Source organism: Oceanobacillus alkalisoli (assembly GCF_022213125.1).
GTDB classification, from domain to species: domain Bacteria; phylum Bacillota; class Bacilli; order Bacillales; family Amphibacillaceae; genus Oceanobacillus; species Oceanobacillus alkalisoli.
On the sequence record NZ_JAKNRA010000001.1, the window covers coordinates 699,741 to 712,913 of the forward strand.

A 13,173-nucleotide genomic window follows, 5' to 3' on the forward strand; every position below is an offset into this window, starting at 1 on the left:
AGGAGGAAGTATAATGCTAGATATTGAAAATAAGAAATTAAATACAAACAAATTAAATTCAAAGATTGTTGATGTGGAGGCAATCCCAATTAAAATGCCATTAAAGCGTGTGTTTAAAGGGAGTAACTATTTCATGGAGTACAGAGTTACAGTAATTACCCGAATTACCACAGAAGATGGAATAGTTGGAGAAATTTATAACGGTGATGAGCTAGATGACCTGGATCTCATTGTTAAGATGATTAAGAATGAAATGGCTCCCTTATTGATTGGCGAAAATATATTCGAAGTGAAGAAAATATGGCAAAAACTATATCCATTAACATTCAATATTCTTGCTGATCGAAAAATTGCTCTAAACGCTTTAGCTTGTATTGATAGTGCCGTCCATGATACTGTTGGAAAAACTCTCGGTATGCCCCTTGTAAAGTTATGGGGAGGTTCAAAAGAAGAACTTCCAGTAATGTTAATAGGTGGCTATTACACCGAGGGAAAAGATGTAGATGAAAAGAAGATTATCCAAGATATAGAAACATATAAAGAAATGGGCGTTGCAGCCTGTAAATTTAAAGTAGGTGGAAGATCGCCTGATGTCGATATCGAGAGAGTCAGAATCGCTAGAAAAGCAGCAGGTGATGATTTTATTTTAACGGTAGACGCTAACCAAGGATGGGACAGAAACGATGCGCTAAAGTTTGCTTTAGGCGTTAGGGATTATAATATTAGATGGTTTGAAGAACCTTGTCGTTGGAGCTACGACAGAGATGCTATGAAAGATATTCGTTTAATGTCTGGAATTCCAGTTGCAGCAGGCCAAAGTGAAGATTCACCAGCTGCATGTATTGAGCTAATGAAGAGCGGATCAATAGATGTATGTAATTTCGACGCTAGTTGGAGTGGAGGACCTACCGCATGGAAGCAAGCTGCTGGAGCTGCAGAGGCATTAGGTTTTGACATGGCTCACCACGAAGAGCCTCATATATCAGCACATCTATTGGGATCTACGACTACCGGAACATTTCTAGAAGTCTTTCATCCTGACCGTGATCCATTGTTTTATGAGATTATTGAGAATAGAAATGAGTTTAAAAATGGATTTTATAAAATACCCGATGGACCTGGATTTGGAATAACACTTAATCTTTCTGTTATTGAGAAGTATAGATTAGATAAATAATTTAAGTTAGTCTATTATTATAACCGACTGGTATAATAACTTCACTTCATAAAAGTATCATGGAAAAAAGAGACGCCATCCAGCACGGTTTATTGTTTAATATACTGGGCTGGATGGCACTTTTCCACGAGAATTGACTTTGATACCTGCTGTATAGTGCAAAATAAAAGTGCAGAGTATTGCAAAGGATTTTAGCGTTGCAACTTTACTTTGAGAGGCGGGCATGATAGCCTTCATTGGCAAAGTCAGCCCTTGCTACGGCTGGCTTCATGGCTTTGTACTCATGCCCGCAGAGGCTCAAAGTCAAGTTGCAACATTATGTAATTGCAATTGCAATCTTGTGTATTTTTGTTTTGCAAAATACACCTGCGGTGATAATCGTCTTACCATGTATGTTCATTGTGTACTCTAACTTAATAGTTGCAGCTACTCAACTTAAACAAAACATATTCATTTTAAAGCTTATTAATCTCTGCTGAAAACGTCCCGCGTATAAACCTTCTCTTCCACATCCTTCAGCTCTTCAGACAAACGGTTAGCAACAATAACATCTGCCTTTGCCTTAAATGCATCAAAGTCCTTAAACACACGAGATCCTTCAAACTCTGCAGCATCTAGCACAGGCTCGTAGATCACTACCTCTACACCTTGCTCCTGGATTCGATTAATAACGTCTTGAATCGCTGACTGTCTGAAGTTATCAGAACCAGTTTTCATGGTTAACCGGTAGACGCCTACTACTTTTGGATTTCGTTTTGTAATCATATCTGCAATATGATTCTTACGGGTATTGTTCGATTCAACAATTGCTCGAATGATTTCATTCGGTACATCTTCAAAGTTAGCAAGCAACTGCTTTGTATCCTTTGGTAAGCAGTAACCACCATATCCGAAAGATGGGTTATTGTAGTGGCCACCAATTCGAGGATCTAATCCGACACCCTCTATGATTTGCTCACTGTCTAAACCTTTTACCTCGGCATAGGAATCTAATTCATTAAAGAATGAAACACGCATGGCGAGATATGTATTCGCGAATAATTTGATTGCCTCAGCCTCTGTGGAATCTGTGAACAATACTGGAATATCTTCCTTGATTGCCCCTTCTACTAAAAGGTCTGCAAACTTTCTAGCACGCTCTGATCGCTCTCCAACAATAATTCGAGACGGATGTAAATTATCGTACAATGCTCTACCTTCTCTTAGAAACTCTGGAGAGAAAATAATATTATCACTATTAAACTTCTCACGTATTTCCTTTGTATATCCTACTGGTATGGTTGATTTAATAATCATGACCGCATCCGGATTTACTTCCATAACATTTTCGATAACTGATTCAACAGAACTTGTATCGAAGTAATTCTTCTCCGGATCATAGTTTGTAGGAGTAGAGATGATAACATATTCTGCATCTTTAAAAGCTTCAGCTGAATCTGTGGTAGCTTTTAAATTTAATTCCTTTGTTTCTAAAAATGTCTCGATTTCTGTATCTACGATTGGAGACTTTTTATTATTGATCATGTCTACTTTTTCTTGAATGATATCTAATGCTGTTACTTCATTGTGTTGGGCTAGTAGAACTGCATTAGATAAACCGACGTAGCCTGTGCCTGCGACTGCTATTTTCATGCGGTATGCTCCTTACTAAATTAAATTGTTACCCTAAATTAAGGTTTATAATCTTCTATTTCTTGTTATAATACTCCACATACCAATCAGCAAACTTCTGCAAGCCTTCTTCGATTGGCGTCTCTGGTTTAAAGCCAACAGCTTCATGTAATAATTTAGTTGATGCATAAGTTGCTGGAACATCTCCTGGTTTGATTGGCTCATATACTTTATTGAATTCTACATCCCTATCTAATGCATTACTTAGAGCATTCTCAAGTGCTCTGATAAAGACCATTAGCTTCTCTGGGTTGTTATTTCCAATGTTAAAGACTTTATGCTGCACATCTTCATCTTGTGGTGGATTATTCAATAGTCGTACTATACCTTCCACAATGTCATCGATGTACGTGAAATCACGGTATAGATCATTCTCAAAGTCACCGTTATTGAAAATTTTGATTGGTTCTTCGTTAAAGTACTTATCCGTAAAACCGAAGTAAGCCATATCCGGACGTCCCATTGGACCATACACGGTAAAGAAACGTAGTCCAGTTGCTGGGATCTTATACAAATGACTATATGTATGTGCCATTAATTCATTTGATTTCTTAGTGGATGCATATAAAGATACAGGAGTATCTACAAAATCAGTTTCTTCAAAGGGTACTTTTTTATTTGCTCCATAAACCGAGCTTGATGAAGCATATACTAGGTGGTCTACTGGATAATGGCGGCATGCTTCTAAGATATTATAGAATCCTATAATATTACTTTGTATGTATACGTCAGGATTCTCAATAGAGTATCTAACTCCTGCTTGTGCAGCGAGGTTTACAACTATTTGTGGTTTGTATTCTTCGAAGATATTTTCTACAGTTTCTTTATTAGAGATATCTTCTTTGATGAAGGTAAATCCTTCTTGCTTTTCTAATTCTCCCAGACGTGTTTTTTTTAGATTTACATCGTAGTAATCGTTTAGATTGTCTACCCCAATAACTTGACAGCCCTCGTTAAGTAATCTTTTTGATAGATAGCTTCCAATAAAGCCAGCTGCACCAGTAATGAGATAGATTTTGCTTGTTTGTAGTGCTTGATAAGTCATTTTGCAAAACACTCCCAATAACAATTGTCTATCACTTATTTTTTTCTTGGAAATTGACGGTAAAAAGAATCACCCTAGCATTGTATTAATTGAAACTAGTATAGTTTAAATTATTATACATCGTCCCATGAAAGCGGCGTTCCTTTAGTTAAATTATTTCTAGATTGTTTCCCTAAAACATCATCCATATATTTTGGTTTTAAACCATAACCAGGGCGGATTACCTTGATATTATCTTCATTAATAATGTCGCCCTCTTTTATATCTTTTGAAACATAAATTGAACGTCTTCTTTTTCTTGAATTTTTCTCTTTTTCTGTTGGTTTATAGTTTATAGTCCCAATTGATTCATATGCCCTGTTTACCTCTTCCACCAATTGTTTCATTTCTTTTGGTTCTAAGGAAAACGTAGAATCAACACCACCGTCGTTTCGATCCAAAGTAAAGTGTTTCTCAATAACAGTACCTCCTAGAACTACACTAGCAACAGCGACTCCCAAACCTAAAGTATGATCAGATAACCCCACTTCACAATCAAAAAGTTCTTTCATATGCGGGATAGTAGCAATATCAGAGTCAGCAGGTGATGCTGGATAGGTACTTGTACATTTTAAGAGTACAATATCTTTACAACCATTATGTTTTGCAGTTTCCACTGCATCGTTTATTTCATCAATCGTGGCCATACCTGTCGAAATAATCATTGGCTTACCAGTTTGCGCTATTTTCTTTATTAGAGGCAAATGAACTATTTCAAATGAAGCGACTTTATAAAATGGGATGTTTAGTTCTTCTAGAAAGTCAACTGCAGTTTCATCAAATGGAGAACTGAAACCTATAATACCTAGTTCCTTACATTTATCGAAAATAGGCTTATGCCATTCCCATGGCGTATGTGCTTCTTGATACAAGTCATAAAGATTTCTGTTCTTCCATAAATTCTCTTTATCTTTTATAATGAATTCTGGTCTGTCAACGTTTAATGTCATTGTATCTGGTGTATATGTCTGAATCTTCAAAGCATCAACGCCTGTTTTCGCTGCTTCCTCAACTATCTTTAATGCCCGATCGAGTGATTGATTATGGTTCCCTGACATCTCTGCAATGATAAACGGTTTATTACTCTTGGAGTTAACTGCTTCTCTAAACAATTTATTTCACCTCTTATATCTGAATACCTTTGTTTTCAAGATATTCTTCAACCTTTTCTATATTTTCTTCCCATTCATTTTTAAGTATAGCCATATAAACAACATCTTGTAATTCATTATTTTTTAATGCATGCTTCCGAAAATAACCCTCTTGTTTTAATCCAAGTCTTTCATTAAGATTTATTATAGCTTCATTAAATACAAAATGTTCACTATAAACCTTTTCAACTTTTAGTTCGGAAAAACACCATTTAAGTAGCTTGTATTTAACGAATGTACCTATTCCTTTTCGAGCCCTTGGCTTATAAAGGTAGAACCCTGTAGAACAACGTAAATTTAGGGAATCTATATTAGTTATACTAGCTAAACCCATTTCTTTTCCTTTATATTCAACAATCCAATAATACCCATTTTCTTCCACAACTGCTTTTTCAAACCACTTTTCATGTTCACTCTCAGTAATATTATGATCTGTATACATAAATTTAGCTATTTCTGGTGAATTACGCCATTTTAATATATTATTCTTATCTTCACTTTTTAACTTTCTTAATCTAATCATTTTTTCACTCCAAAAGACTTTATCTTCTATATAGCTTAGTCTTTCATTAAATTTACAATTTGTTTTATAACCTTATTGTTGCCCTTTCCATCAACTAAATTAAAACAGTTTCTACTGATTTTCTCCCTAAGACTTTTATCGCTAATAATATTCATTCCTGAAAGAAAATCATTCGTTGTTAACTTTTCCTCATCACCTAAATATACTGTTGCATTATACAAATCAGCAAAATACTTAGCCGACTTTTGATTTGCAACAGTTTTTATCGTTATACTTGGTAATCCCATAAAAGCCAGTTCATATAACGTGGTTCCTCCAGCAGTTATCGCTAAATCAGACCTTTCCATCAATGAAGCCATATTATCTACATTTGATAAAACCTGATAATTACCATTTAGCTTACTAGCATACTCATTTAATTTATCTTGATATTTATAAGCAGAACCAACTACTATAGTTAAATTTATATCCTCTGTTATTTCCACCAAGCTTTTCAGGGCTCTCGACGTTATATCCTTTGGATCAGACCCTCCAAATGTAATTAGAATTTCTTTAGCTTTCTCCGGAATGTTGCGTATTCTATTGTATTTCAAAAATTCTCGCCTTAAAGTGGTATAGTCTGGTCCAAGCAAAAGTTTTGCTTCAGTATTAATTTTATATTTTATATTTTTGGCATTTAGTCCTTTATTTAAGATTACATTTGTACAATAAAAATCTGAATAATGATGGTCATCAATTACAATAGATTTAATACCACTATTCATTATTTTCTCTTGATAGCTTCCCAGAAAATTGTAACCATCGATTATAAGGACTTCTCCATTTACTTCTTTAAACTTTCTTATTGTTTCTTCCGCATCACTTATACTACCCAAAGTAGTAGTTGGGATTTTTAAAACGTTAATATTTTCTTTTATAAGTCGATTCTCTAGTGATAGCGGTAATTCATTTACAATATAGTAAACATCTCCACCATAATCTTTCCAAGTCTGTCCAATACTTAAACAACGCATAATGTGTCCAGTTCCAATAGCATTTGATGCGTCCGCTCGAATAACTAGTTTTCTATTTTCTAATGTAGAGATTTCTTTCAATGCACTCACACCAACTTCTGCTCTACATGATTATTGATATTCATCCATTTTGGATTATCATTTAATAATCTAATACAATCTTCCATAGTAAAATACTTATTCACCGGATATAGTGTTTCTATAATCTTAGTGACTAATTCTAAATCTTCCTTTGTATCTACCGTCCAGCGATGTACACTATAATCTTTTTCCTTCTTATAACTTTCAAGTTTATATCTATCTGGTCTGTTATAAATATATCTTGTCACATGTTCTCGGTCGGCGTCTTCCACTGCATTTTCATGAACTTCCTTTAATAAATTATATGAAAATACTGATACATCCATTCCTCTTGGATATGTTCTTTCAATTGTATTGGCTACATAGTCTACTTCTTCGTAATTATTTATATAATAATTACACACTTCATCTATTACCTTAGGATCAATAATTGGACAATCTGATGTAATTCTTAAAACAATCTCAGCGTCATATTTAGTTGCCGCTTCATAATAACGCGATAATACGTCTTCTTCAGAACCTCTATAGTGTTTGATTTTTAATTTTTCACATAAATCAACAATAGGTTGTTCTGTATCCTTAGTAGTAGTAGCAATAACAATTTCATCTATGGTCTCTGCCCGAGTCATTCTTTCAATTTGATACTCTAATAAAGGCTTGTTATTAACTTCCTTCAATATTTTTCCTGGCAATCTTGTCGATCCCATTCTAGCTTGAACTATAGCTATAACTTTCATGCTCTCACCTACTTAATTTGGTGTTCAACAATCAATTTTTTTACTATATTAATAACATATTGAACATCTTCATCTGTCATATCCTGGTATAAAGGTAAAGTAATTATATGTTCATACAAGTTTTCTGCGACTGGACAGTCACCTGTTTTAAATCCTAGCTCTTTGTAATATGGTTGTAAATGAACTGGAATGTAATGTACATTTACCCCTATATTTGCCTGTCGCAACTTCTCAAAGAACCCTTTTCTATTAATGGATAATAATTCGCTTTTTAATTGAATGATATATAGATGCCAGCTAGAATTTCTTTCTGGACTTTGATAAGGTGTTATTATTTCTTTCAAGTGACTAAATTCCTTATTATACTTTTGTACAATTTCTTTACGTTTTTCAATAAATTTATCTAGATTATCAATTTGGCTCGCACCTAATGCTGCTTGTATATCTGTCATTCTATAATTATAACCCAGAAACTGCATTTCATAATACCAAGGTCCATGATTTTCACTCAATGATGAGATATCCCTTGTAATACCATGAGTCCGGAACTGTAATAGTTTTTCATATAACTTTCTATTATTTGTGGTAATTATGCCACCTTCACCAGTTGTAATATGTTTTACTGGATGGAAACTAAACATAGTCATATCTGCGATAGATCCAACTTTTCTATCTTTATATGTAGCTCCTATCGCATGTGCTGCATCCTCAATTACATATAAATTGTTTTCTTTTGCAATCTCCATAATTTCATCTAAATCAACTGGCTGACCTGTAAAATCAACTGGAATAATTGCCTTAGTTTTATCTGTAATTTTATCTCGAATTTCATCGGTGTTTATATTGTAAGTTTTTGGATCAATATCTGCAAAAACAGGTTCAGCACCTTGGTATAAAACACAATTGGCACTTGCTACAAAGGTCATAGGCGTGGTGATTACTTCATCACCTTCACCTATGCCTGCAGCAAAAACTGCCCCATGCAAAGCCGCTGTACCATTTGAAAAGCTAACTGCATATTCAGAACCTACATATTCAGCAACTTTTTCTTCGAAGCGTTGTACAGCCGGACCAGTTGTAAGGTAATCACTCTTTAAAACCTCAACAACCGCTTGAATATCTTTTTCGTCAATAGATTGTCTTCCATACGGGATAAAGTTCTGTTTTACGTCTGACATATTATTTCTCACCTTTACTGGACTTAACTAAATCTTGTAATTCGTCAACAGTTAGCCAGTGATCATTTGTATTACTAACATAACTAAATCCATCTTCTAAGTCTTTTCCGCCATGACCATATTCTGCTTTCCACCATGGGAATTCCGGTTGAATAACATAATAATTCCCCATATCTAATGTTCTTCGGGCATCATCTTCTGTAATCATTGCCTCATGTAATTTCTCGCCAGGTCTAATTCCGATATATTCAATTTCACACTCTGGAGCTATTGCTTCTGCTAAATCCGTAACTTTCATACTAGGAATTTTGGGAACAAAAATTTCTCCACCATGCATTCTATCAAAGCTATCTATCACAAATTGAACACCTTGCTCTAAAGTAATCCAAAACCTAGTCATTCTTTCATCTGTGATGGGAATAGTTCCTGTATGCTTTATTTTCTCAAAAAATGGAACAACACTTCCACGACTCCCAACAACGTTTCCATAGCGAACAACAGCGAACGAGGTATCTTTATCTCCTGCATAAGAATTTGCAGCAACAAATAATTTATCAGAGGCTAATTTTGTTGCTCCATATAAATTAATTGGACTTGCTGCCTTATCAGTACTTAAAGCAACTACCTTTTTTACACCTCTATCAATTGCAGCTTCAACAATATTTTGAGCTCCATGAATATTTGTTTTAATTGCTTCAAATGGATTGTACTCACAAGCTTCAACATGCTTTAATGCTGCAGCATGAACAACGTAATCAACCCCATCAAAAGCTCTATATAAACGGGATTTATCTCTTACATCTCCAATAAAAAACCTCATACGACTATCTGTAAATTCTTTCTTCATTTCATACTGTTTTAATTCGTCTCTACTAAACACAATTACTTTCTTTACATTTGTTGATAAAATTTTATTAATAAATTTCTTTCCAAAGGATCCCGTACCACCAGTAACTAAGATTGTCTTTCCATTAAAATTTTCCATTAAATTTTCTCCTCTTTCTTAAATCGTTTTAAGTTACATATAAAAAGCGAATTGATTTTTACTTTTTATAGGCTCTGTAATTTTACAAAACATAAAATTAAACTTGGCATTCTCATAAAATTTATCGAATAACCATGTACTCTATTAAATTATGTTCTCAATAATTCCTTAACTACCTTATTTAATTCTTCTAAGTCATTAGGTATATACACCCCGTGGTGCTTTATTCTTTCTATAACATTATTTGAGACCTTTCTCTTCATAATCTTATGTAACAATATTACATTTGCATTTGGGTTATCGGCCAAGATATTAAAACAAGCTGAAGAATTACAAGATAGCATAATGGGATTACCCATGAAGGGAAAAAAGCACTCAAACGGTATATTATTTAGTCTACCCTTCAACTCATGCGTTTCAGAATTAACTCCGAAATCTCTTTCCAACTTATCTCTTGGATGTCTTTTTATTAAGATACCCTCACAACTGTTAATTGATAATGACTCTAAAATCTTTTTTTCTTCATCAATAGAAACATTTATATCTTTGAGAGGTTGTGTTAAATATACATAATTAAGTTTACTATATAATTCATAGTCTAAATGATTAATCCCTAAAATGTCTTTAACAAAGTACTCTACATTTTCCTTATTAAAAATATTTTTTTGTTCATATATAGTTAGTTCTTTTCTTCCTTTTATTTTGTTAAATTGATCTCTGTTTGAGCATACCACTTTATCAACATTAGGATTATAACCCTGCGGATATTTTTTCAATGAGAATTCAGATAAACCAAGAAGCCTTTGAGCCAACATGGATAATAGACCTATTTTTCGCTTTGTGTGTACTAATTCTCCATAGAGGCCAATTCCTTCTTCGGTTAAAATTACTTTTCCCTTACCTCTTGTTACATACTTAAATGTCTCTATAATTGTACTTTCAATCTTTTCATTATCTTTATAGACAAATAAATTTGCGGGCTCATCCCCACTAACTTCCCTCTTTATAAATGATGAAATTTTCTTTGTAAGAGAAATTTTTCTAAACTCATTGATATATTTTTTGGGGAATATTGAAGACACTCCACTATTACCTATCATAAATTCAGTAACATTAAAATATTTCTTTGTATTGCTGGGTAATTTAGAAACCAGGTTCCTATATATGATAACATTCTTATTACCCTGTTGGTAATGTCTAATGTTATATATTGCCTTATATAATGTCAGGTAATTATAGCAAACGAAGATATTTTTCATTGATTTTCACCCTCTTGATATGACATTTTTAACTCGTTTTATTAGAGCGTTATCGGATCTAATAAACATATTAATCAACTTTTTATTAGTTAAGATAAGAAAAAGTAGGTATATCAAAAGAACAAGAACTTTATAAAAGAAGTTTAACCAGTTAAATTCTGTCATATATTTGGTATAACTAAAATACAAACCTATGCCCATAAATAGCCAACTCGGGATTAATATTCTAAGCATTGCTGCTACTTGGAAAACTTTATCATATCTTAAACTAATGTATAGTACTATTATAACAACAATAATTTTTGCAATTAAAAAAGCCAGCGCAGCACCATACATCCCAAATGGGGGTATTAACAAATAAGCAAGTAATATATCTGCGAAACTTCCAGTAAGTGTAGCAATAAATATTTTATTGGATGCATTCTTATAATAAAATAGTATGCTTACAAAGAAATAATATATCGACTTAACAGAGTATGCTAAAACTAAGATCGGTATAACTGACCATGCCATTAAATATCGTTCTTGAGTCATAAAAATAATAACTTCTTGAGAAAATAAGCCTATAAGCATGTAAGCAATAGTGTATGCTATTAATAATATTTTAGTAAAATTAACTATGTCAACATCTTCATTGTTTTCTTTATTCTTCATTGAATTGAAGAACCAAGGTACAAAAGCTTTATGCACGGATGTTTGAATTATATCAATAACCATACCAAATTGTGTTGCAACGCTATACAAGCCAACAACAGCTAAAGAACTATTTGAATTGATAAACACTCGAGAGACAAATGTCGCTATGTTAGTCGATAAGTTATGTGGCAGTAATGGAATTGAATATTTTAAAGCTTCCCTCAACAATTTAAAATCAATTGAATAAGTAATTAAATTATTTTTACTAAGGTCAAAAACCATAAAAATTACATATCCTATATATACTATTAACTGAGCTAATAGCATACCAGTAACTCCTAGATGGAAGGGTCCTATGAAAAGCAAATTCAAACTTGCTTGTGTTAAAAATACTACTATATTAATAACTGTTATTTTCTTTCCGTTTTGCAGCGCCTGTAAAATACCCTGATGCATTCTATGTAATGTCATAAATGTTACTGTTAAAAATGCTAAGAGTAGAATAGGATAAAATGATACTCCTTCAAATAATATAGAAATTAAAATATCTTTAAATATTACTCCTAGAGTAATGAACAAAAGACCAGACACACATACAAATAAGATAACAGATCCTAGGAATCTTTTTAATTTTTCTATATCAGTTTGATAGTCTACAAAAAAGCGAACTATTCCTGAATTTAGTGATAACGCAACAATGAATATAGATATTTGTAAAAAGCCATTTATTAGGTTAAACGTACCATACTCTTCAGGTGTCAAAAAAAATGTATACACTGGTAGTAATAGAAATCCTATTGCTCTAACTAATACTGAACTAAACGTAAATAAAAACGAATTTTCTATTACTTTTTTCTTGCTATCCATTTGCTAGAATCCCCTTTGATACCCCATAAATTTCTGCCAATTATTTCATTCCAATTTTAATTCACCTTTCATCAAAAAATACCCATAGAGTAATATTGAAATATAGATAAAATCAAAATTTCCTGTAAAAATCACCATATCTGTAGAAGATCTAACTAATAAAACGACCAATAATAACGCAATAAAAGAATGGCGATAAATGGATAATTTTATTAGTATGTAAATAATAAGCATAATTATCACAATCATAAAAAATCCTAAGGTATAGTGGCCACTAAGAAAACTATTATGGGGGTTAGTAAAACCCATGAAATAATGAGTTTCAGCCTCATTGAACCCCAATAGAAGTCTTGTCAAGTCAATTTTCTCCATATAATCAGCCCATATAGTATATCTAACATCTTCTGCGAATGAAGTTCTTTCACCAAATTTCGAACCTAAATTTTGTATGATAGTTAATATAGAGTTAATAACTCGATCAGAATAAAACATAAAGATTAATATTAATAACAAAAAGTATTTAAAATTCCATTTATATTTAAAATAGATTACAATTCCAAGAAGCAAAAGTGATGCAACTATAGCAGTTCTACCTAAAGTTAAGGAAGAAATTAATAGAACAAGAATTGCAGGATTGAGAATTAACTTTTGACCATTTATATATCTTACATAGTATAAAGCAACACCCAACGCAATAACTATAAAGTTTGCTATATTCTCACTGTATATTACTAACTGCGCCACCTCTACTCCTCTGATTATTTGTAAAAGTAAATAGCACGAAAACAAATAAAATACTATAGAGATTATT

General features: G+C 32.8%; 12 protein-coding genes. 1 reads left to right on the forward strand and 11 read right to left on the reverse strand.

All coding sequences use genetic code 11. The features are described from left to right. The first annotated feature begins 13 nt into the window (after positions 1-13). On the forward strand, positions 14-1,177 hold the full coding sequence (locus L3V42_RS03170; RefSeq protein WP_238471286.1) for a mandelate racemase/muconate lactonizing enzyme family protein: 1,164 nt from the start codon (positions 14-16) through the stop codon (positions 1,175-1,177). Between the two features lie 465 nt (positions 1,178-1,642). Here the strand turns inward: L3V42_RS03170 and L3V42_RS03175 are convergent, their stop codons facing one another. The 11 genes from L3V42_RS03175 to L3V42_RS03225 form a co-directional block, all read right to left on the reverse strand. Further along, positions 1,643-2,809 carry a nucleotide sugar dehydrogenase gene (locus tag L3V42_RS03175; protein WP_238471287.1) on the reverse strand — a complete coding sequence of 389 codons (1,167 nt, stop codon included), beginning with the start codon at positions 2,807-2,809 and terminating at the stop codon, positions 1,643-1,645. Positions 2,810-2,864: 55 nt separating this feature from the next. After that, entirely contained in the window at positions 2,865-3,893 is a 1,029-nt protein-coding gene (locus tag L3V42_RS03180; protein ID WP_238471288.1) for a GDP-mannose 4,6-dehydratase, read from the reverse strand. Between the two features lie 113 nt (positions 3,894-4,006). Next, complete coding sequence (gene pseI, locus L3V42_RS03185; RefSeq protein ID WP_255783377.1) at positions 4,007-5,044, reverse strand: pseudaminic acid synthase; 1,038 nt, start codon at positions 5,042-5,044, stop codon at positions 4,007-4,009. Positions 5,045-5,057: 13 nt separating this feature from the next. Further along, the gene (pseH, locus tag L3V42_RS03190; RefSeq protein WP_238471289.1) at positions 5,058-5,606 is read right to left on the reverse strand and encodes a UDP-4-amino-4,6-dideoxy-N-acetyl-beta-L-altrosamine N-acetyltransferase; all 549 of its coding nucleotides are present in this window, start codon (positions 5,604-5,606) and stop codon (positions 5,058-5,060) included. 35 nt (positions 5,607-5,641) lie between these two features. Next, the gene (pseG, locus tag L3V42_RS03195) at positions 5,642-6,709 is read right to left on the reverse strand and encodes a UDP-2,4-diacetamido-2,4,6-trideoxy-beta-L-altropyranose hydrolase (RefSeq protein WP_238471290.1); all 1,068 of its coding nucleotides are present in this window, start codon (positions 6,707-6,709) and stop codon (positions 5,642-5,644) included. Next, positions 6,706-7,437, reverse strand: coding sequence for a cytidylyltransferase domain-containing protein (locus L3V42_RS03200; protein WP_238471291.1), 732 nt, complete (start codon positions 7,435-7,437; stop codon positions 6,706-6,708). Before L3V42_RS03200 ends, pseG begins: the two co-directional genes overlap by 4 nt. An 8-nt stretch (positions 7,438-7,445) precedes the next feature. After that, a complete protein-coding gene (gene pseC, locus L3V42_RS03205; RefSeq protein ID WP_238471292.1) occupies positions 7,446-8,615 on the reverse strand; it encodes a UDP-4-amino-4,6-dideoxy-N-acetyl-beta-L-altrosamine transaminase in 1,170 nt (389 codons plus the stop codon). Between the two features lies 1 nt (position 8,616). Continuing rightward, positions 8,617-9,600, reverse strand: a complete 984-nt coding sequence (gene pseB / locus L3V42_RS03210; RefSeq protein ID WP_238471293.1) for a UDP-N-acetylglucosamine 4,6-dehydratase (inverting) — start codon at positions 9,598-9,600, stop codon at positions 8,617-8,619. A gap of 149 nt (positions 9,601-9,749) precedes the next feature. Then, positions 9,750-10,859 carry a polysialyltransferase family glycosyltransferase gene (locus tag L3V42_RS03215; RefSeq protein WP_238471294.1) on the reverse strand — a complete coding sequence of 370 codons (1,110 nt, stop codon included), beginning with the start codon at positions 10,857-10,859 and terminating at the stop codon, positions 9,750-9,752. A 6-nt stretch (positions 10,860-10,865) separates the two neighbouring features. Further along, complete coding sequence (locus L3V42_RS03220; RefSeq protein ID WP_238471295.1) at positions 10,866-12,362, reverse strand: lipopolysaccharide biosynthesis protein; 1,497 nt, start codon at positions 12,360-12,362, stop codon at positions 10,866-10,868. A 45-nt stretch (positions 12,363-12,407) separates the two neighbouring features. Continuing rightward, positions 12,408-13,106: a hypothetical protein gene (locus tag L3V42_RS03225; RefSeq protein WP_238471296.1), complete on the reverse strand. Its 699-nt coding sequence runs from the start codon at positions 13,104-13,106 to the stop codon at positions 12,408-12,410. Positions 13,107-13,173: the final 67 nt, after the last annotated feature.